Origin of the sequence: Brevibacillus laterosporus (genome assembly GCF_030489605.1) — a bacterium.
GTDB classification, from domain to species: domain Bacteria; phylum Bacillota; class Bacilli; order Brevibacillales; family Brevibacillaceae; genus Brevibacillus_B; species Brevibacillus_B laterosporus_E.
In genome coordinates this window covers 17,579-42,387 of the sequence record NZ_JAUKFY010000006.1, presented here as the reverse complement: position 1 = coordinate 42,387, position 24,809 = coordinate 17,579, and the positions used below count along the sequence as shown (strand labels likewise).

The following is a 24,809-nucleotide window of genomic DNA, read 5'->3' as shown; positions in this document are numbered from 1 at the left end:
AATAGAGATGATAATACGGGGGCTCAATATGGCAAAAACGCAACGCTTGATTGAAATTATGATGACGATTAATGCGAAAAGAAAATTCACTGCACGAAAATTGGCAGAGGAATTCAAGGTTTCGTATCGCACCATTTTACGTGACCTAAATGAACTAAGTGTAATGGGAGTTCCTATCTATTCTGAGGTGGGAGCAGGGGGTGGCTATTATTTATTACAGGATCGCATGCTGCCTCCTATTTTCTTTAAAGAAACAGAAGCAACTGCTATGTTTTTTGCATATCAATCGTTGCAATTTTTTGATTCCCTCCCCTTTCAAACAGAAACGAAAGCAGCATTAAAAAAGTTTTATCACTATCTACCAGAGGATGTGAAAAAACGAATTGATCAGATGCGGGACAGAGTTGTGTTCTGGAATCCTACGTACGCTCAATCTTCTCATCATTTAGAAGTTCTGCTCGAAGCAGCCATTGATCAATCCATTCTGACGATTCAATACGATGGCAAAAAGGGGGTAGGTAAGAGAAGAATTCAACCAATCGGTTTATATAGCTACAATGGATTTTGGTATTGCCCAGCTTATTGTTTTCAGCGACAGGCGTATCGACTGTTTCGGGCAGATCGGATTAAGCAAGCAGAAATAAGCGATTCAGATGCAGCTACCTTCAAGCAGGCTCAATCCCAAGCGGATTGTGAAAAAAGAGCCCCCATACAGAATAAATCGGGAAAGGATAAACCTCATTATTACTCCATCATGGATTGGATGATAAACAGTGAACAAAACGGGAAAAGTCTCGTTCCTTTTGTCGTTGAGCTGACAAGAGATGGTACACGGAAAGCGAAATCGATATTAGATTTAGTCCGGGTGGTTGAAGAGCGCAGCGATGGGACAGGCTGGATAGACACAAGGATTCCTCATACTGAAATTCCCTTTTATGCTGAGCTTGTTTGGAATCTAGGTATGGAGGCTATGGTGAAGGAGCCGCAAGAGCTTATTTTAAATGTGAGGGAAAAGATAAAAAAAATGGCAGTGCATTATCAGTAAATGAAATTATTTTCATGCGTTAAATCATGACAGAGTTTGTCGCTATTAGCTGTTAGAATCAAAAGAGAAAATCTAATAGAGTGAGAGGTGCAAACATGTCTAATACTATGAAGTTACGCGATGAGTTATTTCATCAGATGAAAGTAGCTATGAAAAGTACAATATTACTTCTTCAGAAGGTTCGCGAAGAGGATTGGGGCTGTCGACCTGCTCCGAACATGCGTACTCTACACGAATTAGCCTGTCATCTAGTAGCAATTCCTGAGGTAGACCTTTTTATTATGCAGGAGAAAAAAGAGGATGCAATAAGACAGCTTGAACAAAAATACAATAGATTGGATACGGCCGAGTCTCTGGCACACGCCATGGAACAAGGATACCAGAAGTGCATCTCTTATCTGTTAGCTATGTCAGAAGATGAGTTTTTCACCAAGAAAACAACTCCCTTTTATCATGAGCACTCAGCTACTCAGGCCCACTGGTTTACGGAGAGCGTTACCCATATGTTTCATCATCGCTCACAGCTATTTACTTATTTAAAATTGCGAGGATATGAAGTGAATATGTTTAATCTGTATGTTGAATAGAGAGCGGAGTGTAATGTTTGTAGGAGATGCTGCTAAGGGATTGTTACTGTGGGAGAGGTTGATTTTGATACCGAAAGCTGTATGAAAAATAAGAGATAGATGAATGCTTGAGGAGATGTACATACATGAGCCAACCTGCAAGAAAAAAAGTACGTGAGCTAGGAATCGTGATTGGAACGTTGCCAACAGGAAGGAAAAATTGCATTACAGATGTTAGAGGTGTAAAAGTCGGTCATGTAACCATAGATCGACCGCTAAATGACGGCACGCAAGACTATGCATGTACCGGTTTTACCGCCATTTTGCCTCATGGAGGCAATTTATTTCAGGAAAAAGTGACAGCAGCTAGTTATGTAATCAACGGATTTGGCAAAACAACAGGTCTTGTCCAGATAAATGAATTAGGAGTGCTTGAGTCCCCAATCATGCTGACGAATACGTTCTCGGTGCCGGCTGTTACACAAGGTGCCTTACAGGAAATGCTAGCACAAAATCCTGAGATTGGTGATACAACAGGTACGATCAATGTGGTAGTTGGTGAATGTAATGACGGTTATCTCAATGCGATCCGCAGATGTGTTGTTCAACCAGAAGATGCTAGAACAGCGATTATGAATGCGACGGAGAATCAAGCCGATGAGGGAGCTGTTGGCGCTGGAAAAGGTATGGTTTGCTTTGGGTATAAAGGCGGGATAGGCAGTTCTTCCCGCCTCATCCAGGTAGATGGAAAGGAATATTCAATTGGTGTACTTGTGCTAAGCAATTTTGGAAAAAAGGAAGAATTTCAAAGAGACAAATATAAACAACAGCTCGTAAATGAAGAGCGTCTCTCGACTGCTATTGAACATACGTCTGATGGCTCTATCATGATTGTCCTTGCTACCGATGCCCCTGTCAATGAGCGGCAATTGCTGCGTTTGGCCAAGCGTTGCGCTATCGGACTTGGGAGAACAGGTAGCTATTATGGTCATGGGAGCGGAGATATTGTGATTGCTTTTTCAACCGCGCATAAGATTGCGCATCATAGTAAACACTTGGCGGAAAAACGAATGCAGCTACGTGAAGATCATCCTGTAATGAATCAATTGTTCACCGCTGCAAGTGATGCGACAGAGGAAGCAATTCTTAACTCATTATCTAAAGCTAGAACAACGAAGGGACGTAATGGAAGAGTTGTTGAGGAATACGTATTCACATAGACAAAGACGAAGAGGAAAAAGGAATTATTTGTTAGTTAAGATGGTTTGACATGAAACCAAATGGTGTCATATAATCACAAAGTGAAACCAAATGGTTTCGAATTAGCAGGTTATTGATTTATCTCCTTGAGAATGGCACCGGGGATAGTTTGGCACGAATCGAACAAAATAATTCATGATGTGGAAGATTTTGTTGTATGAGCAAAAATGGAGATGCGTCAGCTTTATAATTTCGTGTCGACAAATAACAGATAAGTAACAAATTGATGGAGGTAAATGAATGGGAACGAATCAATCTGACAAGATTCCTGAGATTCGCCAAACGATCGTGTGCAATGCACCAATTGAGAGGGTATGGGAAGCTGTTGCGACATCAGAAGGAATTGCTGCATGGTTTATGCCTAATGATTTTAAGCCAATCGAAGGATATGAGTTCCAGTTGAATGCTGGTCCTTTTGGTATGTCTCCTTGTAAGGTAATGGAGCTTGATCCGCCTAAACGTCTTTCCTTTACATGGGGAAAAGATTGGACGGTTACGTTTGAACTAACTACTTTAGAGGACGGAACAACAGAGTTTACGCTGATTCACAGCGGCTGGGATCCAAATACAGTCACCGAGTTTGGCGAAACCCATATCGTCGTGCGAGACAGAATGGAAAATGGCTGGGTAGGCTTACTGAATACATTACGTACTCACGTCGAGAAGTAATATGAGTGCACCTGCTCACAAGTATGATGTGTTTCAAGCCATTGCTGACCCAACACGGCGGCAGCTACTGGAATTGTTAGGTGATCAGGAGCTGTCTGTTACCGCAATCAGTAGCCATTTCCCGATGACTCGAACAGCGGTTTCTAAGCATTTGCGCATTTTAACAGAGGCTGGGTTACTCACGGAAAGAAAAGTGGGACGTGAAACAAGGTATCGACTTAAAGCAGATCCATTACTTGAATTGAAGAAGTGGCTCGGATACTATGAACGATTCTGGGAAAATAAATTGACTGCATTAAAACGTTATGTAGAAGCAGAAGAATAAGGCAGCGGAAGGAAGAGGTCGCTAAATAGCGGCCTTTTTTATGTTTTGTATGGTCCTGGGACGAAGATTTACTTACCGGGATAGCCAAAAAATTTTATACGTGAAAGCAGAATAGGCATTTATGGTTACATAAAGCTGAGAATAAAATAAACAGAACGAATGTTCTTGTATCGGGGAAAACGGCATTTTTCCTGAATTCAACCGATTATTTTAAAGGTTTTCGTGTATATAAACGGATTTATATCCTTTTATTTACAATCAACCGGGCTACATATGTTCTTTTGTTCGATCGTAAAAGAGATGAAAAATAACCAGCATGATCACACTTTGCTTGTCTTAAAGCACCTGCTGATAACACAAAAAGCCCATGAATATAAGCTTTACACGAAATTAGTTTATTTCGTTTCCAAGAAGCAGTAGTTAGAAAATCACAAAACAGAACAAATGTTCGCATGCCGGTAATTTCATCATTTTAGAGAGAAATCACTCCGATGTTCATGGTTATATCGGGAAAAATATCAGGAAACTGACGGCTGGAAGAAAAATCTGTAACACAATGCAACCAGGAAGATTGTGCTTAGCCTATAGAAAAAGGTCAAGTAGTGAAATTAATATTTTATCAGAAAAGTTGAATTTATATAATAATTGGTGTATTATTCTATCAAGTGATAGTTTTATCTATCAAAAAATGAACTGATCAAGGAGAAAGAAGGGCCTACAAGATGAAAAATGCCAGATCAGCGACAAAGGAGGCTAGGCTTAATGCCATTTTGGATGCGGCTACAGAATTACTAGTCGAAAAGCCAACTGCATCTTTGATTGAAATTGCCGAATACGCCGGTATCGGCATTGCCACTCTGCACAGATACATCGAAAATAGGGATCAATTAATACTGCAACTAGGATTAAGATCTTCCCAGGTGGTCAGAGAGACGATAAACCAAATTCCGTTAGACGAGGAAAAAATCGAATCCTATATTTCACAATTGATTGAGGCGTTAATTCCGCTAGGGGATAAGATTTATTTTCTTGCTCATGAGTCAACGCTGTATTACAGTCAAGAAATGATTGAAGCTGAGGAGAAGGTAAAGGAGCCTGTTCGACACTCTATTCAGGTATTGCAACGCAAGGGTTACCTCCGTGCAGATATGAACAGCGAATGGATTTTGAATGTTTTGAATTCGCTTCTTTTTATGACGTGGCAGCAGGTTCAAGAAGGTCATATTGCGAAAAGATCGGCCGCGTCGCTTCTTTTAGACACACTTTATCATGGTTTTAAACAAGAAAAATCATAAGCAGATTTGATGATACGTAGCAGGGCAACAAAACTTTCGCATGAATAAATCTGAAAGGATGTTTGTGATGAGAGAAGCAGGATATATTCCGCAACCCAAAACGTATGGTCCGCTTGGCAATTACCCCTTGATAGACAAAGATACACCGATACTTTCACTCTGTAAACTTGCAGAAGAGTTCGGTCCAATATACCGATTAACCCTTCCTGGAAATTCAAGCTTAGTCATTTCTGGGCATAAGCTAGTGGCTGAGGTTTGTGACGAGTCGCGTTTCTTCAAAAATATTACAGGTGATTTAGAAAATGTCCGTGCCTTTGCTGGAGATGGTTTATTTACCAGCAGGATGAAGGAGCCTAATTGGCAAAAGGCCCATAATATCCTTCTTCCTGCTTTTAGCCAACAAGCAATGAAAGGATACCATTCGATGATGGTAGACATTGCCTTGCAACTGATTCAAAAATGGGCGCGTCTTAATCCTAATGAAAGTATTGATGTGCCTGGCGATATGACTCGACTTACATTGGATACGATAGGGTTATGCGGCTTTAATTATCGCTTTAATAGTTTTTATAGAGAAACACACAGCCCTTTTATCAACAGTATGGTTCGCGCACTTCAAGAAGCGATGCATCAGAGCGTAAGATTGAAAATTCAAAATATGCTGATGGTGGGAACCAGACGTCAGTTTACCCAGGATATTGAAACGATGTTTTCATTAGTAGACAAAATCATCGAGGAACGAAAGGCAAATGGTGATCAAGGTGAAACCGATTTGCTCTCCCGCATGCTTAACGGGAAGGACCCGCAAACTGGAGAGAGGCTGGATGACGAAAATATCCGGTATCAAATCATCACGTTTTTAATAGCAGGACATGAAACAACAAGCGGCTTATTATCGTTTGCTTTCTATTTTTTGCTGAAAAACCCAGAGGTGCGAGAAAAAGCGTATCAGGAAGTGGATAGGGTATTAACCGGTGTATCTCCTTCGTATCAGCAGGTTCTACAGCTTGCATATGTTCGTATGATTTTACAGGAATCCTTACGCTTATGGCCGACAGCCCCGGGATTTGAACTTACCGCTCGAGAAGACACGATCATTGGAGGAAAGTATGCAATAAAAAAAGGCGAAGTTGTTGCATTACTCTTGCCTCAGCTTCATCGGGATAAAGATGCATGGGGAGATGATGCTGATGAATTCCGCCCCGAGCGATTTGAGGACCCTGAAAAAGTCCCCCATCATGCCTATAAACCTTTTGGAAATGGTCAACGAGCTTGCATTGGGATGCAATTTGCACTGCATGAAGCCACTTTGGTTCTAGGTATGATTCTCCAGAACTTTGAATTAATTGATCATACGAACTATCAATTAAGCATTCAACAAACATTAACGATAAAACCAGAAGAATTTTACATAAGTGTCAAACAGCGAAAGAAACAAAAGCTAGACCAAGCTGTCCAAGAGCCAGAAGTAGGGGCTGTAATCACACCTGAGGCAGACAGGCGATGGGATCAGATTAAATCATCCATGGCTAGGATCAGCCATGCGCCTTTATTAATACTTTATGGATCAAATTTAGGTACAGCCGAGCGGACCGCACGAGAGCTTTCCAATTTTGCGGGTTCGCTCGGTATCAGAAGTGATGTGGCACCGCTTGATGATTGGCTAGGAAAATTACCGAAGGAGGGAGTCGTACTGATCGTTACTGCTTCTTATAATGGAAAGCCTCCCAATAATGCCCGCAAATTCGTGGAATGGCTGGAAGGAATAGAGGCAGGTGCCCTTCAAGGAGTTGCGTATGCAGTTTTCGGATGTGGCGACCGCAATTGGGCAAATACGTATCAAGACGTCCCAAGATTTATTGATGAGCAGCTTACTTTAAAAGGAGCGAAAAGGCTTTCGTTGCGTGGCGAAGCTGACACTAGCAAAGACTTCGAAAAACAGCTGGAAGACTGGCAGAAGCGAATGTGGTCTGACGTCATGGAGACTTTTATTCTACAGGAAAACCTTGAGGAAAAAGATCACGGAACCCTTACGATTCAATTTATGAATGAGTTGTCAGATGTACCGCTCGCTCTCAAGCACAATGCTGTCTTTGCCTATATAAAAGAAAACTGTGAACTTGAGAGTGCTAATTGCGGGCGAAGCATCTGGCAAATAGAAATCACGCTGCCAGATGGTCTTAGCTATCAGGAGGGTGATCACATCGGAGTACTGCCGAAAAATAGGAAGGAGCATGTCGAACGAATTCTAAGACGCTTTGGCTTGGACGGAAACGATTACTTGATTTTGAGGGGAGATGGACGTACTACAGCTCATCTTCCGCTGGATCGGCCAATACGACTTTATGATTTGCTGAGTCAAAATATAGATCTGCAAGCAACCGTGACTCATGCACAGCTACGTGAGCTTGCATCTTACACGGTTTGTCCTCCACATAAACGTGAAATAGAGGCTTTGCTAAATGATGCTGCCTACGAACAGCAGGTAGAGAAGAAGGGTATGTCAATGCTAGAACTGCTTGAAAAATATGAAGCCTGCGAGATGCCTTTCGAAAGATTTATCGAGCTGTTGCCCCCTCTTCAGCCGAAATATTATACGATATCGAGTTCTCCAAAAAATCAGTCCCAATCAGGCTAGGATTATGGTAGGAGCTGATTCTGTAGAAAGGGAATATAAAAAACATCTGGGAATGCTCGATAATTACTTAGCTAATTGCCGCCCTGAAGAGAAAATTATGATGTTCATCAGTGCACCTGAGTCTTGATATTCAACTCCCGAAACATTCAAAAACAGGATTTAATAGTCTGAAAAGAAGTGAAATCTTGCTAACTGGGTTATCCAATTCACATAAACAAAAGGTAAACATACAAAAAACCAGTCCAACACGTTACATTGTGTTATTTGACTGGTTTTTTGTTTATGCAGAGGTAGGATTTGACTACTTTTTGGAAAGACCAACGAATATCCTATATGCAATAGGCACAGTTGAGCACAGTTAGTCTGATCTGCAATGTAGCTCAAACGCTTACCAGAGCTACTCTGTCCATGTTATTTTTTGAATGCATTGCCCTACCTGCATTGGAATGAATGAGTCATCTACGTCAGGAATAACCTCAGGTTTGAGCAGTTGATGCTTTTTCATCTGATAGTAATCAAATAAGGCTTGTTCTAAAGTCATATGATTTTGGATCAAAAAAACAGGACTAAGTAAGCTCGGCAGGAGTAGCTCGTCCTGAGCAATTAATAAAGAAGGATTAACGGAAAGGAATACACCTTCTCTATGACCTGCTTCATAAAATGCTTTGATATGATCGTTACGAGCTTTTTGCGCGTCAACAATTCGCAGGTACAAATGAGGATACATGCTTTTTAGTTCCTGTAATAATAAATCTGATAAAAAAATAGCTAATACCACCGAGTTTTCAAAAACCTTTTGGAAGCGACGTACGAAAGAAGCGGATTCATTATCAGATAACTCATGAAGGTTCTCAAGGATATAGTCAACGTACACTTCTACTGTGTCTTCTAAGATTTCTGTTCGGGAAGAAAAATATTTATACATCGTTGCTTTGCTTATATCCATATATTTTGCTATATCTTCCATTTTCAAAGAGCTGATCCCTTGCTTTTTAAGAAAGGGAAGTAAACGAATAATCAATTCCTTTTTCGTCTCTTGCTCATTTTTACGTGATCTGCCGCGAGTGTTTGTCACTTCAATGCCTCCCAATCTAAAACATCAAACTACATTATAACGCAAAGTTAGAGAATTAAACATCTAACTGCTATTTAATTAAACGAAATATACGAAAAAAGTTTAATTAATTCATTTTGTATGATAATATAAGATTGCAAAGATAACGTTTACTAAAAAGCAGGGAGGTTATTTCAATGAATGAAGTAGTTAATAATCAGATTTTACTTTCTAGTCGGCCAGTTGGTGTTCCAACAAGAGATAATTTCACCTTCATCAAATCCTCGATTCCCGAAGTAAATGACAATCAGCTATTAATACGTACTCTATACCTATCTGTTGATCCTTATATGAGGGGGCGAATGAATGATCAAAAATCTTATATCCCCCCATTTCAGCTAAATGAAGTGATAACAGGTGGAGTTATTGGAGAAGTGGTAGAAACGAAATCCCCAGAATTTCAAGTCGGGGATGTTGTTCTTGGTCTATTAGGATGGCAAAATTACTCCGTGGCTGATGCTGGACAAGTACAAAAAATCGATCCAAATCTTGCACCAATTACAACCGCATTGGGTGTCCTTGGAATGCCAGGAATGACCGCTTATTTTGGTCTATTGGACATAGGCCAACCACAGGCAGGGGAAACCGTTGTTGTTTCAGGAGCTGCAGGAGCGGTGGGAATGCTTGTCGGGCAAATAGCAAAAATCAAGGGGGCACGTGTTGTAGGGATTGCTGGCTCTGATGAAAAAGTTAAGTATGTAACAGAAGAGCTCGGATTTGATGCAGCGATTAACTATAAAACAACACCAAATATGCAACTAGCATTAGAAAAAGCTTGCCCAAACGGGGTAGACGTTTATTTTGATAATGTGGGTGGTCCGATATCAGATGCGGTTCTGAGCTTGATTAATCAGGGAGCGCGAATTCCTCTCTGCGGTCAGATATCTCTCTACAACTCAGAGAAACAGGATATCGGACCTAGAGTTCAGGTGCAGCTTCTCAAGAAAACAGCTACTATGAAAGGCTTTTTGGTTACTCAATACACAGAGCGTTATCATGAGGGAATGACACAGATGGCCCAGTGGATCAAGGAAGGAAAAATTAAGTTTTCCGAAAATATTATAGAAGGTTTGGAGAATGTACCTGAAGCTTTCCTTGGGTTATTTACTGGAGAGAACACTGGTAAGCAATTGGTAAAGGTTTCTGATTGTTAAAAAAGTAATATTCGAATCAAAGCTTATATCTGTCATAAAAAACCAGACTTTCAATAGAAGGTCTGGTTTTTTAGTCAGTAATCATGGAACCTGTAATCTAACTCAAAATATAAAGATAATAAATCTTTTATATTATAAGAATGAATTTAATTTTTGATATTGTAATTTTATGTAACTTATTGTAAATTTAATCCAAGATAAACATTTGTAAAATAAAGCTAATTTGTATGTTATGGCTGTAGTCCTAAAGATTTATATGAAAATTTAGGACAAAATTACAAAAAATTGATGTTTGATGTTGATCTGCCCGCTATAGTATAAATAAGGTTGTAGCTTGATAATACAATATGTTCTCTTTGTATAAGATAGTGAGACCTTTTATAACCTCCAAGACCAAAGACTCTTTTTCCTCTATGAAAAACTCCTTGTTTACGATAATTACGATCCAAATTCCTTTTGTTCTGCTTTTATAAAAAGTAAGGTCCAACAGGGTAAAAACTATGAATAGAAGGGGGTGTTAGATGCTACATATCATCGGCACGGATGTATAAAAAAGAAGTATTTATAACGGGAGGTTAAACTGTGATGATGCACAGTCATTCGCTCACAACACCCTATCTATTTGAAAAGACAATTCATCAGCTTTTTGAAATTCAAGCTGAAAAAACCCCAGACAATCCTGCCATTATCCTAAAACAAGAAAAGCTTACCTATCAAGAGCTTAACTCCAAAGCAAATCAGCTCGCACGATTATTGGTTGAAAAAGGCGTTCAGACTGATCAAATTGTTGGTATTTTCATGGATCGATCAATAGAAATGGTTATTAGTATTTTAGCAATTTTAAAAGCTGGGGGAGCGTATGTCCCGATCGACATTGAATATCCGCAAGAGAGAATTCAATACATGCTAAAAGATAGTGGAACCAAAATAGTTTTAACCCAGCATTCTCTTGTTGATCTTATCCGTGAAGCTGATTTTCAAGGTCAAGTTATTACTTTTGAAGATCCAGCAATTATGATGCAAGCTGAATTAAATCTTAATTTGGACTGCAAGAGTACGGATTTAGCTTATGTGATTTATACATCTGGTACAACAGGTAGTCCAAAGGGAACCATGCTGGAGCATAAAGGTATTGTAAACCTAATTGATTATTTCCGAAAAATACTTGAAATCACACCTAACGACCGAGTTGGGCAATTTGCCAGCATCTCCTTTGATGCGTCTGTATCAGAGTTCTTTATGGCATTGCTGACAGGTGCCAGCTTATATATGATTTCTAAGGATACGATAAACGATTTTGTAAGCTTTGAAACATTTATGAACCAGCATAAAATTTCGATTATCACATTGCCACCTACGTATCTTATTCATTTGAATCCAGAGCGCATTTTATATTTGCGTAAACTCATCACAGCAGGTTCAGCCACCTCTTTTCCCCTAATAAATAAATGGAAAGATAAAGTAACCTACATGAATGCATATGGTCCAACCGAATCGAGTATTTGCGCCTCCACCTGGATCGCAAAAACAGAAGACGCAGATCAGCAGTCAGTTCCCATTGGTTCACCTATTCAAAATACACAGATTTATATTCTAAATCAAAATCTAGAAGAAGTGCCATTTGGAGAAATTGGTGAACTATGTATCAGTGGGATGGGGCTAGCAAGAGGCTATTGGAATCGTCCAGAATTAACTACTGAGAAATTTATTACTCATCCATTTCTATCTGGTGAAAAATTGTACAAAACAGGGGATTTGGCGAAACGGCGTTCAGACGGGACCATTGAGTATATAGGACGTATGGATCATCAAGTAAAAATTAGGGGACACCGAGTGGAATTGGGAGAGGTGGAAACTGTTTTATTACGGTATCACAAGATAAAAGAAGCCGCTGTCATTGCTAAGAAAGATGAGCTGGAACAAGCATATTTATGCGCTTATTTTGTCGAAACAGAGCAAGTCTCAACTGCTGAGCTAAGAGAGCATGTTGCAAAAGAGCTACCCGTGTATATGATTCCTTCCTATTTTGTACGCTTGGATAAGATGCCGCTAACTCCTAATGATAAAATCGATCGAAAAGCCTTGCCTGAACCACATACCTATCTACTTGAAACAACAGAATTTGAAGCACCGACTACTGAAATCGAAGCCATCCTTGCAAAGATTTGGCAGAGTGTATTAGGCAATGATCGAGTTGGTATTCATGATAACTTTTATGCTCTTGGAGGTGATTCTATTAAAGCGATCCAAGTAGCTGCTCGATTGTATGCCTATCAGCTAAAGCTGGAAACAAAGGATTTACTCAAGCATCCAACCATTAAGGAAATTGTTCCCCTTTTAAAGCAAACAACTAAAAAGAGTGAGCAAGGCATTGTCGAGGGAGAGGTAGGATTAACTCCTATTCAGCAATGGTTCTTTGATCAACAATTTACTAACATGCATCATTATAACCAATCATATATGCTTTCTCACCCGAATGGAATTGATGAAATGCTCATTCGAAAGGTATTTGACAAAATTCTGGATCATCATGATGCTCTTCGGATGGTATATAGGCAAGTAAATGGAAGGATTAATCAGATTAATCGAGGGAAAACAGATTCACAATACGACTTTTTTACATTCGACCTACGATCTAATCAAGATGTGCAGCAAGCTATCTATGAGGAATCCTATCGTTTACAGAGCCAAATAAATCTAAATAAAGGTCCATTAGTTAAGCTCGGATTATTTCATACTCAAAAGGGTGACCACTTATTTATTGCTATTCATCATTTGGTAGTAGATGGTATTTCGTGGCGAATATTATTTGAAGATATTAATACGGCCTATGCACAAGTATTGGAGTCAAAAGAGATAGCTTTACCCGAAAAAACGGATTCATTCAAGGATTGGTCATTGGGTATTGAGAAATATGCTAATAGTAAGGAGCTTTGCAATGAAATTCCTTATTGGCAAGAGCTCGAATCTATTGCAAAACCTACCATTCTCCTCAAAGATTTTGAGAATTCCTTAGTCAAACAAAATAGTATCCAGCATATGAAAATGGAACTGTCAGTGGAAGATACGGATCATTTATTAAAAAACGTGAATCATGCCTATCAAACAGAAATAAATGATATTTTACTATCTGCGTTAAGTCTTGCTCTTCTAAAATGGGCTAAGGCAGATCAAATCCTCATAAATGTAGAGGGACACGGACGAGAGGACATTATCGAGCAAGCTAATATAGCACGAACAGTGGGTTGGTTTACTTGTCAATATCCTGTTCTATTAAAAATGAATAAATCAGACGATTTGTCTTATCACATAAAGATGGTTAAAGAGAATTTGCGGAAGATTCCGAACAAAGGGATAGGCTATGAAATTTTAAAATATAAAACAGCAAAGGAAATAAAAACTGCTCTTTCCTTCTCTCTTCAACCTCAGATTACTTTCAATTATCTAGGACAATTCGATTCTGATCTGGTGGGTCAAGGTTTTACCCGTTCGCCATACAGTCAGGGAAATTCTCTTGGTGCGGATGGGAAAAACAATATCAGTCCGGAAATGGAAAGCAATATGGTTTTACATATCACTGGGGTGATTGAGAAAGGCAGGCTGAATCTATCCTTTTCATATAGTGACCAACAATATAAGGAAGAGTCGATTAAACAGCTTGGCGATAGATACAAATATCACCTTCTGCGATTGATTAAACACTGTATGGGGAAGGAGGAAACAGAACGCACCCCAAGTGATTTTAGTATAAAAGGTCTTGAACCGGAAGATGTGGATGATATTTTTGGTTTACTAGAAGAATCCTTGAAGTAATCCCTAAGGATAAATGACTAATGGAGCTAGGGATACTTACACCTTTATACTGTTATTTTTTCGATAAAAGTAAAAAATAGAAATGAGGAATGCTTGGGTGAGTACTTTCAGGAGAGAACTGGTTCAGGACATGTATGTACTGTCTCCTATGCAAGAAGGGATGTTGTTTCATTCCCTACTAAACGGAGATAATAACTCTCATTTGGTACAGATGACGATCCACATTCAAGGAAAAATGGATGTTGACTTGTTTGCAAAGAGTTTGCAAATGCTGGTAACTAGATATGACGTATTTCGAACAACATTTTTGCATGAGAAAATGAAGAAGCCAGTCCAAGTCGTTTTGAAGGAACGTGCCATACCGATTCAATTTCATAATTTGAGTTCCTTTGATGAGCGGACAAAAATGGAACAAGCGGATCAAATAAAAAGAAAAGATCAAGAAGCTACGTTTCATATAACCAAAGATCCTCTCATGAGGGTGATCATCCTGCAAATGCAGGAAAATGAGTATCAGGTCATTTGGAGCTTTCATCATATTATTATGGATGGCTGGTGCTTCAGTATTATCTTTGATGAACTCATCCAGATATATTATTCTTTCGTCGAAAATAAGCCTTTGTCACTTCAACCAGTACAAGCATACAGCACCTTTATTGCATGGTTGGAGAAACAAGATCAAGAGACATCGCTTCAGTATTGGGCGGAATATGTAAAAGATTATGAGCATCAAGCTGTATTGCCGAAAAATGGTTCTTTTGGAGAAAAGACAGAGTTTTTGCCAAAGCAATATCATTTTTCATTTGATCGGACGCTAACGCAGCAGCTACAGCAAATCGCTAAAAATAATCAGGTGACCCTGCCTGTTGTTTTTCAGACCATTTGGGGACTAGCTCTTCAAAGGTATAATTCATCGAACGATGTAATTTTCGGCTCAGTTGTGTCGGGTCGTCCAACTAATTTACAAGGAATCGAGAGAATGGTTGGTTTATTCATAAATACTCTTCCTTTGCGCGTTCAAACAAGTGCAGAGCAAGCTTTTAGTGAAGTAATAAAAGATGTTCATCAAAGAACGCTAAGCTTCCAGCAGTATGAACATGTTCCTCTCTATGAGATTCAAAATCAATCTGAATTAAAACAAAACCTGTTTGATCACATTGTTGTTATTGAAAATTATCCATTAATGGAAGAATTGAAAAAGAACAGTATCATGCAAAAGATTGGCTTTTCGGTTGTTTCGGTCGAGATGTTTGAGCCAACCAATTATGATTTAACCATTATGGTTCAGCCAAAAGAAGAACTCCAAGTTCGCTTAGATTATAATGCTTTCGTTTTCACTGCGGCGTTTATGAAAAAAGTTGAAAGTCATTTGAAACAAATAGTTGCATGCGTGGCAAATAATCCAAATGTGGCTGTAAAGGATATTACGATGCTCACGCAGGAGGAATACCAGCATGTAGTTGTTGAGTTAAATGACACAGAGACTCCGTATCCAGATAAGACCATTCATGAGTTGTTTGCAGAACAAGCACAGAAAACACCTGATCAAATTGCTGTTGTTTTGGAAAATAAACACCTCACATATAGACAGCTAGATGCCAAATCAAACCAAATAGCTAGATTTTTGAGAAACAAGGGAATTGGGCCGGATCGGCTTGTCGGACTTATGATGGATCGATCGATCGAAATGATTATAGGCATACTAGGAATTCTAAAGGCGGGAGGAGCATTTGTACCGATTGATCCTGCCTATCCAGCCGAAAGAATTAGCTATATGCTGGAACACAGCGGCGTGCAAATCCTTCTGACACAGCAACATCTCATGCATAAAAACCCTTCTTCAATAGAAATAGTGGATATCCAGCATAGTAGCATTTGGTCAGAAAGCATGGATGATGTTGAAAACCTGAATTCCTCGCATGATCTGTTTTATATAATCTACACATCTGGGACGACAGGTAAACCAAAAGGGGTAATGCTAGAACATAAGAATATGGTTAACTTAATGCAATTTAGCTTTGCAAAAACCAATATTGCGTACAGGGAGAAGGTATTACAATATACGACCTGCAGTTTTGATGTATGCTATCAGGAAATATTCTCTGCCTTATTAAGCGGGGGAGAGCTGTATCTCATTACGGAAGATACAAGACGTAATGTAGAGAAGATGTTCACCTTCATTGAACGGGAAAAAATAAGTATTTTATCTCTGCCTGGCGCCTTTTTAAAATTCATTTTTAACGATAAAAGCTTTTCTAAGATTTTTCCGGCTTGTGTGAAGCATATTATAACAGCCGGTGAGCAATTAGTGGTGACTAATGAGCTGAAGCGATATTTACGTAACAATCAGGTATATTTGCATAATCATTATGGGCCTTCAGAAACCCATGTTGTAACAACCTTTACGATTGATCCTAGCCATGAAATTCCTGAAATCCCGTCGATTGGTAAACCAATCTCAAACACTGGCATTTATATTTTAGATAAAGATAAAAAACCTCAGCCGCACGGTATTGCAGGGGAATTATTTATATCAGGTGCCAATGTAGGCCGAGGATATATTCATAATTCGGAGCTGACAGCTGAAAAATTTAGTGCGAATCCTTTTAAACCAAATGAAAGGATGTATCGAACGGGAGATTTAGCACGTTGGCTGCCAGACGGTACTATTGAATATTTAGGCCGAATCGATCAGCAAGTAAAAATACGCGGCCATCGGATCGAGCTTGGCGAAATCGAGTCACACCTGCTTAATCATAAGGATATTAAAGAAGCGGTTGTCATGGATCAAATGGATGAAAAACAGACAAAGCATGTAGTCGCGTATATTGTTTTAAGCAAAGAAGTAAGTGATACGGATCTGCGCAACTACATGGGGAAAACTCTTCCCGACTATATGATTCCTTCATTCTTTGTGTCAGTAGATAAAATTCCTCTAACTCCTAACGGAAAGATTGATAGAAGATCCTTGCCAAAAGCTGAGGGAACGATTGGGGCAGGTGTAGCCTATGTAGCTCCATCCACTGAATTAGAACAAAAGCTTGCTCTTATTTGGCAGGGCGTACTAGGTGTTCCCAGGATTGGCATCCATGATCATTTCTTTTCACTCGGTGGCCATTCTTTAAAGGCAATGAGTCTTATCTCACTCATCCAGAAAGAGTGTGGGATTGATCTTCCGTTACGAATATTGTTTAAAGCTCCAACGATCCAAGCTTTTGCTAGATATTTGGAAGCTGGCGGTAAAGAGGGAGACGAGAAGTATATTTCTATATCACCAGTTTCAGTCAGGGAATCTTATCCAGTATCATCTGCACAAAAGCGCATGATTATTTTACACCAGCTCTCAAAGGAAGGTACGGGGTACAATATTCCAACCGTCATGATGATAGAGGGGCCTCTACAATATAAACGTCTTGAATGGGCAGTTGAGAGATTAGTAGATCGTCATGAAATTCTGCGGACTTCTTTTCATACCGTAAATGGCGAATCTGTCCAACGAATAAATCCAACTGTCAATTTGAAAGTAATGTTTTTGGAGTCAAAAGAAGAGCAGATTGATCTTTTGATTGAGGGATTTATTCAGCCGTTCACTCTTGAATCCGCTCCGTTAATTCGAGTAGGTCTAGTGAAGGTGACGGAACAGCGCCATTATTTACTTGTGGATATGCATCATATTATTTCAGATGGTGTATCTGCAAATATCTTTATAAATGAATTAACCAAATTATATCAAGATGAAACACTTCCTGAGCAACGAATCCAATATAAGGATTATGCTGTTTGGGAAAAGGATTTCTTCCAAACGGAAGCTTTTAAAAAGCAAGAAGATTACTGGTTGACTGCATTTTCAGGAGAAGTAACACCTTTGAATTTACCGACTGATTATCCGAGACCTACGATTCAAAGCTTTGAAGGTGATCGCTACTCTTTTGAAATGGAAAAGGAGCTTGTAGATGGCTTGTACCGAATTGCTCAAGAGACGCAAACAACTCTCTACATGGTCTTGCTAGCGACTTACAATGTTTTGCTTTCGAAATATTCAGATCAAGAAGAGATTATGATAGGAACGCCAATAGCGGGTAGATCGCATGCAGATACGAAAAATCTGTTGGGCATGTTTGTCAATACATTGGTGATGAGAAATAAACCTGCAGGCAGCAAAACATTCTCCGAGTTCCTTGCGGATGTAAAAAATAATGCTTTGCTTGCTTTTGAAAATGCTGATTATCCGTTTGAGCTTCTGGTAGAAAAAATGAAGCTCCCGAGGGATGTAAGCCGAAATCCATTGTTTGATACCATGTTTATTCTGCAAAACACGGAGCATAACATTTTTGAATTAGACGAACTAAAATGTACCCCATATGTGCCAAAAGGAAAGAACGCTAAATTTGATGTCTCTCTAGAGGTCAGTGAAGGTAAAAATGAATGGAAGTGCTGCCTCGAGTATTCCACGAGTCTATATAAGAAAGAAACAATTGAAAGAATGGCAGGTCATTGGCTTCAAATCATCCGTACAGTAGTGCAGAATTCAGAGATTAGCCTGTCCGCAATCAATATGTTAACAGAAGACGAGAAACAGCAAGTGATCAAGCAATTTAATGATACTCAAGCTGATTTTTCTTCGGAGCATACGATCCAGCAACTATTTGAACACCAGGTAGAAAGGCGATCCACAAAAGTAGCCGTTATTTTCGATCAGGATCAGTTGACCTATCAAGAAGTAAATGAAAAAGCAAATCGGCTTGCAAGATTGTTATGCCAAAAAGGCGTTCGGTCTAATCAACTAGTTGGCATTATGGTTGAACGGTCTTTCGATATGGTGATAGGCACGTTAGCGATTTTAAAATCAGGAGCAGCTTTCTTGCCTATTGACCCTGAGTATCCAGAAGATCGTATTCGTTACATGATAGAGGATAGTCAGACAAAATTGGTGATTGCCCAACCCCATCTGATGAACAAGGTTGCATGTGATGCTGAGTATATTAATGTCTCGGAACCTATTTTAGATGGTTTAGCTAGCACTAACCTTCCTTCTAACAGCCAATCAACTGATTTAGCCTATGTGATTTATACGTCAGGCACAACAGGGAAACCAAAAGGAGTTATGCTAGAGCATACTGGTATAGCCAACCTTCAAGCATTTTTTGAAAATAGCTTAGGCATCAATGAACAGGATTGCATTGGCCAATTTGCTAGCCATTCATTTGATGCTTCTGTTTGGGAAATGTTCATGGCTCTAACAGCAGGTGCTAGACTAGCGATCATTTCAAAAGAAAAAATTTCCGATTTTATGAGATTCGAGGATTATGTTACTCGCAAAGGGGTTACCGTACTTACTTTACCACCAACCTATGCCGTTCATCTGGAGCCAAAACGTCTACCAACCCTACGTACTCTTATCACTGCAGGCTCTGCTACCTCATTTGGCTTAGTGGATAAATGGAAGGATAAGGTGAACTACATCAATGGATACGGTCCGACTGAAACCTCTATTTGCGCGACATATTGGAAGGCAAAAGCAGAGAGTGAAGGAGCATCAGTTCCGATTGGTATTCCTATTCAAAACACTCAAGTTTATATTGTAGATCAATCTCTACAGCTTCAGGGCATTGGTGAGGTAGGCGAGATGTGCGTCGGTGGGGTAGGGCTTGCGAGAGGATATTGGAATCGACCAGAACTAACTGCTGAAAAATTTGTGGATAACCCATTTATACCCGGTAAAAAAATGTATAAAACCGGAGATTTAGCAAGATGGCTTCCCGATGGTACCATCGAGTATCTTGGTAGAATCGATCATCAGGTGAAGATACGTGGACATCGAGTGGAGCTAGGTGAAATCGAGAGTCTTTTATTACAGCATCCTGCGATCCAAGAGGCAGTTGTTCTAGCGCTTGATGATCATCAAGGACAATCCTATTTATGTGCCTATATCGTTTCAAAGGAAAATGTCTCCGTTACGGAGGTAAGGCAGTATGTAGCAAATAAATTACCAAACTATATGATCCCGTCATATTTTGTGCAACTAGATAAAATGCCGTTAACTCCAAACGATAAGATTGATCGTAAGGCTTTACCCGAGCCTGATAAAAATCAGGATACAGGAAGATCATATGATGCCCCGCGAAACAAGACAGATCAATCACTAGTAGAAATCTGGCAAACTGTTCTAGGGATTGAAAAGATAGGGATTAAAGATAATTTTTTTGAATTGGGCGGTGACTCACTGAAAGCAATGTCGGTGATCACACAGGTCCATAAAGCGTTTCAAATGGAGCTATCTTTACAAATCTTTTTTGAGGCTCAAATAATTGAAGCTCTTTCAGAGTATATCTCTTTATCTGAAAAACAGCTTTACACACCTATTCCAACTGTTTCTCATCAAGATTACTACACTGTGTCGTCAGCTCAGAAACGGATGTACGTTCTTCATCAGCTTGAGGGGGCAGGCATTAGCTACAATATGCCCGGAATGATGATAATTGAAGGAGCTTTAGATAAGGATCGCTTCAAACGGGCATTGCAAGAAGTAATGAACCGGCATGAGAGCCTGAGAACTAGTTATCGGGTGGTGAAAGATCAAATCGTTCAGAGCATCGAGGAGCACGTCGAGTTTGACATCGAGTACATGCAAGTTCAACAAAAGAAAATAATCAGAAATTTCCGATCGTTTGTAAGACCATTCGATCTTGCTGTCCCTCCGCTATGTAGAAGCCGTCTAGTCAAGCTAGAAGAAAAACGACATTTGTTTCTGTTCGATGTTCACCATATCGCTTCAGATGGTACGTCGATTGGAATTATTCTGAGAGAGGTTGCTGACATTTATGAGGGCAAACAGCTTCCTCCACTACCCATAACATATAAAGACTTCTCCCTTTGGCAAAATGAATTTTTCTTAACGGACGCTATAAAAAAACAAGAAGAATATTGGTTGAAGATGTTTGCCGGCGAGATACCTGTAGTAAATTTACCAACAGATTATACCAGACCAGCGGTAAAAAGCTTCGATGGCGATCAGTTCATAATGAGAATTGGAAAAGAGATATTTGATGGTCTGCAAAAGGTAGCGGCTGGTGCAGGTACAACGCGTTATATGGTTTTGTTAGCAGCGTATAATGTTCTACTCTCCAAGTATTCTCAGCAGGAGGATGTTATTGTTGGCACCCCTGTTGCCGGTCGATCACATGCCGATGCAGAAAATGTGGTTGGGATGTTTGTTAATACACTGGCGATGAGAAATAAGCCGGTAGGGAATAAAACCTTTAAAGATTTTCTTAAAGAAGTAAGACAGAATGCCCTTGAGGCCTATGAAAATCAGGATTATCCATTTGATGAGCTCGTAGAGAAATTGGAATTGGAAAGAGACCCAAGCAGAAATCCACTTTTTGATACGATGTTTATTCTTCAAAATGGCGATGTGGAAACAAGAGTCTTTGATCAACTTGTGATGCGCCCATATGAACAAGGGGATACCCTTGGAGTATCAAAATTTGATATGGCGTTTCATATGACGGAAGGACCAGACGAGATTGTATTCCGCATTGAATATAGCACAAAGCTATTTAATCAAAAGACCGTTGAGAGAATGGCAGGCCATTTTCTTCAAATTATACGGACAATTATTGCTAACACAGAGATTATCTTGTCTGAAATTGACATGCTATCTGAAGAGGAAAAACAACTTTTGTTAGTTCAATTTAATAACAATTCAACCGAGTTCGCATCTGATCAAACGATTCATCAATTGTTTGAAGAACAAGCAGAAAAGCATCCGCTTGAAATAGCTGTTGTTTATGAACAGACCCAATTAACGTATCAGGAATTAAACGCTAAAGCGAATCAGCTTGCAAGGCTACTCCGAGAAAGGGGCGTACAACCCAATCAATTAGTGGGAATCATGGTTGAACGATCTCTAGACATGGCGATAGGTACCTTAGCGATTTTAAAATCAGGCGCGGCCTTCTTACCAATAGACCCAGATTATCCAAAGGATCGGATACGGTACATGATAGAAGATAGCCGGACTAGATGGGTGCTTGCGCAGCCTCATTTGATGAACTGTGTGGATTCAGATGCAGAATTTATCAATGTAACCTCACAGCTTCCAGCTACCATTGCTTCAACAAACCTAGTTTCTATCAGTCAACCAACCGATCTAGCCTATGTGATTTATACCTCTGGTACAACAGGAAAACCTAAAGGGGTTATGTTAGAGCACACTGGAATAACAAACTTAAAAACGTTCTTTGAAGATAACTTGGGCGTAAATCCAAAAGATCATATCGGTCAGTTTGCCAGCCAGTCATTTGATGCCTCTGTTTGGGAAATGTTCATGGCTTTATTAACCGGGGCAAGGCTCGTTATCATTTCAAGAGATACTATTAACGATTTTGTTAAATTCGAGGAATATCTGAACCAACAAAGGATTTCAGTTCTTACCTTACCTCCAACGTATGCTATCCATCTTAATCCAGAACATCTTTCTACATTACGAATACTGATCACGGCAGGTTCTGCCACATCGTTTAGTCTTGTAAATAAATGGAAATCCAAGGCAACTTATATCAATGCGTATGGCCCTACTGAAACATCTATTTGTGCTACGTACTGGAAAGCATCTGAGGGATCAAGCATTACCCAGTCTGTTCCGATAGGTGCCCCTGTTCAAAATGCGCAAGTCTATATTCTAAATCAGCGCCATCAACTACAGGGCATTGGTATAGCAGGAGAAATGTGTGTAGCAGGTGTAGGTCTAGCCAGAGGATATTGGAACCGACCAGAACTAACTGCTGAGAAATTTGTTATGAACCCTTTTAACCCAAGTCAAAAAATGTACAAAACAGGGGATTTAGCACGATGGCTTCCCGATGGCACCATCGAGTATCTTGGCAGAATCGATCATCAGGTGAAGATACGTGGCCATCGAGTAGAGATCGGTGAGATCGAAAGTCTTCTGTTATTGCATCATCAGATCAAAGAAGCAGCAGTATTGGCGCTTGAGGATGAGCAAGGACAATCTTATTTATGTGCCTATTTAGTTTCTGACGAAGCAGTGTCAGTAGCCGAGATCAGAGGATACCTAGCGGATGATTTGCCCAGTTATATGATTCCATCCTATTTTATACAGCTTGATAAAATACCGCTGACACCAAACGATAAGATTGACCGCAGAGCATTGCCAAAACCAAATGAAAATTCTGATACAGGAAAAGCATACGACGCTCCCCGAAACGAATTAGAGCAATTGGTAACAGAGATTTGGCAAGACGTTTTAGGTATTGAGAAAATTGGAATTCGAGACAATTTCTTTGAATTAGGCGGAGACTCAATTAAGGCCATTCAAGTGCTGACTCGTCTGACTACTGCTGGTTGGAAATTAGAAATGAAAGATTTGTTCCAAAATCCAGCCATCGAGCATGTCATTTCTTATGTAACACCTAATCGTAAAAAAAGCGATCAGGGTGTAGTAGAAGGAGAAATAGAGCTGACGCCGATCCAGAGTTGGTTCTTTACAAATCAATTTACGGATATGCATCAATGGAATCAAGCTGTTATGCTTCACAGGGAAAACGGCTTTGATCAAGAGGCAGTAACACTCGCATTCCAAAAAATGGTAGAACATCACGATGCCTTACGTATGGTTTATAAACGCAAGAATAACAAAATTATTCAATGGAATCGGGGCATTGAGGATCGTTTATTTGATCTTTACAGGTTTGACTTGGCAGAAGAGATCAATGTAGACAGTAAAATCTTGGAGTTATCCAACGAGATTCAAAGCAGCATTGATCTTGCAGAAGGTCCATTGGTGAAAGCAGCAATTTTTCATACAAGCACAGGAGATTATTTGCTAATTGTTATCCATCATTTGGTGATTGACGGTGTATCCTGGAGAATTTTGTTCGAAGACTTCTCTACCGCCTATTCGCAGGCACTTTTGCATCAGGAAATTACATTGCCAGATAAAACAGATTCAGTGAAAGACTGGGCGATTCAAATGCAAAAATATGCGAATAGTGAAGCAATTGTCAAAGAAATGGAGTACTGGGAGAAGCTAGAGAAAACAGCAAAGATGACGATGCTCCCAAGAGACTTTAACGAAGTAGAAAATACTCAAAAGAACACCCAGCTTCTAAAAACTGAGCTTACGAGCGAACAAACAGAGAATCTATTAAGGAATGTAAATCACGCGTATCACACTGAGGTTAATGATATTTTACTGACAGCAGTAGGATTAGCCTTTAAGGACTGGGCTGATACCAATCAGATGATTCTTAACCTAGAGGGCCACGGACGCGAGGATATTGGAAATGATATGAATATTTCTAGAACAGTAGGCTGGTTTACCTCCCAATATCCAGTTGTATTAGACCTGGACGAGTCAGAGGACATTTCCCTTCACATTAAGCGTGTAAAGGAAAACCTGCGGCATGTACCAAATAAAGGGATCGGATATGACATCCTGCGTTATCTCACGATTAAGGAATTGCGACCTTCCCTATCGTTTGGTTTACAACCAGAGGTCAGCTTTAATTATTTAGGCCAATTTGATTCTGATGTAAAAGAAGGTGTATTTGCACTTTCGCAAGCCAATACAGGAAATTTGTTTAGTCCGGAATCCGAAAGACCATTTTTATTAGATATTTCATCTGTTGTTGAAGGACGAAAGTTACAAATTAGTATCGGCTACAATCAGCTCCAATACAAAGAAGAGACAATTGCGACATTAGCAGAAACCTACAAAAAGTATTTGCTAATAATCATTGAGCATTGCATGTCCAAGGAAGGAGGAGAATTAACCCCAAGCGATTTGGGTGATGATGATCTTTCGTTTGAAGATTTAGAAAACATACTTGAGCTTATTTAAACACATGATTCATGCGATTGTTCCTCCAATAGAGGATCACGGGCTATGGTTTCGCTGGAGGAACAA

10 protein-coding genes and 1 pseudogene are annotated in these 24,809 nt (G+C 39.7%); 10 read left to right on the top strand and 1 reads right to left on the bottom strand.

Translation table 11 applies throughout. The features are described from left to right. Positions 1-28: 28 nt before the first annotated feature. The 7 genes and pseudogenes from QZ995_RS08805 (at position 29) to QZ995_RS08775 (ending at position 7,925) form a co-directional block, all read left to right on the top strand. Complete coding sequence (locus QZ995_RS08805) at positions 29-1,045, top strand: helix-turn-helix transcriptional regulator (RefSeq protein ID WP_301805660.1); 1,017 nt, start codon at positions 29-31, stop codon at positions 1,043-1,045. Between the two features lie 95 nt (positions 1,046-1,140). Beyond that, positions 1,141-1,632 carry a DinB family protein gene (locus tag QZ995_RS08800; protein ID WP_301805657.1) on the top strand — a complete coding sequence of 164 codons (492 nt, stop codon included), beginning with the start codon at positions 1,141-1,143 and terminating at the stop codon, positions 1,630-1,632. A gap of 125 nt (positions 1,633-1,757) precedes the next feature. Then, complete coding sequence (locus QZ995_RS08795; protein ID WP_301805654.1) at positions 1,758-2,831, top strand: P1 family peptidase; 1,074 nt, start codon at positions 1,758-1,760, stop codon at positions 2,829-2,831. Between the two features lie 280 nt (positions 2,832-3,111). Next, positions 3,112-3,540: an SRPBCC family protein gene (locus tag QZ995_RS08790; protein WP_301805651.1), complete on the top strand. Its 429-nt coding sequence runs from the start codon at positions 3,112-3,114 to the stop codon at positions 3,538-3,540. Between the two features lies 1 nt (position 3,541). Beyond that, positions 3,542-3,865: an ArsR/SmtB family transcription factor gene (locus tag QZ995_RS08785; protein WP_301805647.1), complete on the top strand. Its 324-nt coding sequence runs from the start codon at positions 3,542-3,544 to the stop codon at positions 3,863-3,865. Positions 3,866-4,587: 722 nt separating this feature from the next. After that, a complete protein-coding gene (locus QZ995_RS08780) occupies positions 4,588-5,160 on the top strand; it encodes a TetR/AcrR family transcriptional regulator (protein WP_301805644.1) in 573 nt (190 codons plus the stop codon). Between the two features lie 67 nt (positions 5,161-5,227). Beyond that, positions 5,228-7,925: pseudogene (locus QZ995_RS08775) on the top strand (cytochrome P450). Between the two features lie 270 nt (positions 7,926-8,195). Here the strand turns inward: QZ995_RS08775 and QZ995_RS08770 are convergent. Further along, positions 8,196-8,873 (bottom strand): TetR/AcrR family transcriptional regulator, encoded by a 678-nt coding sequence (locus QZ995_RS08770; RefSeq protein ID WP_301805642.1) that lies wholly within the window; start codon positions 8,871-8,873, stop codon positions 8,196-8,198. A 176-nt stretch (positions 8,874-9,049) separates the two neighbouring features. Here QZ995_RS08770 and QZ995_RS08765 point away from each other — a divergent pair, with 176 nt between their 5' ends. The 3 genes from QZ995_RS08765 to QZ995_RS08755 all read left to right on the top strand — a co-directional run bounded on the left by QZ995_RS08765 (position 9,050) and on the right by QZ995_RS08755 (position 24,743). Then, positions 9,050-10,066: an NADP-dependent oxidoreductase gene (locus QZ995_RS08765; protein WP_301805641.1), complete on the top strand. Its 1,017-nt coding sequence runs from the start codon at positions 9,050-9,052 to the stop codon at positions 10,064-10,066. A gap of 585 nt (positions 10,067-10,651) precedes the next feature. Then, positions 10,652-13,879, top strand: coding sequence for an amino acid adenylation domain-containing protein (locus QZ995_RS08760; RefSeq protein ID WP_301805954.1), 3,228 nt, complete (start codon positions 10,652-10,654; stop codon positions 13,877-13,879). A 97-nt stretch (positions 13,880-13,976) separates the two neighbouring features. Then, positions 13,977-24,743 (top strand): non-ribosomal peptide synthetase, encoded by a 10,767-nt coding sequence (locus QZ995_RS08755; RefSeq protein ID WP_301805638.1) that lies wholly within the window; start codon positions 13,977-13,979, stop codon positions 24,741-24,743. The last annotated feature ends 66 nt before the right edge of the window (positions 24,744-24,809 follow it).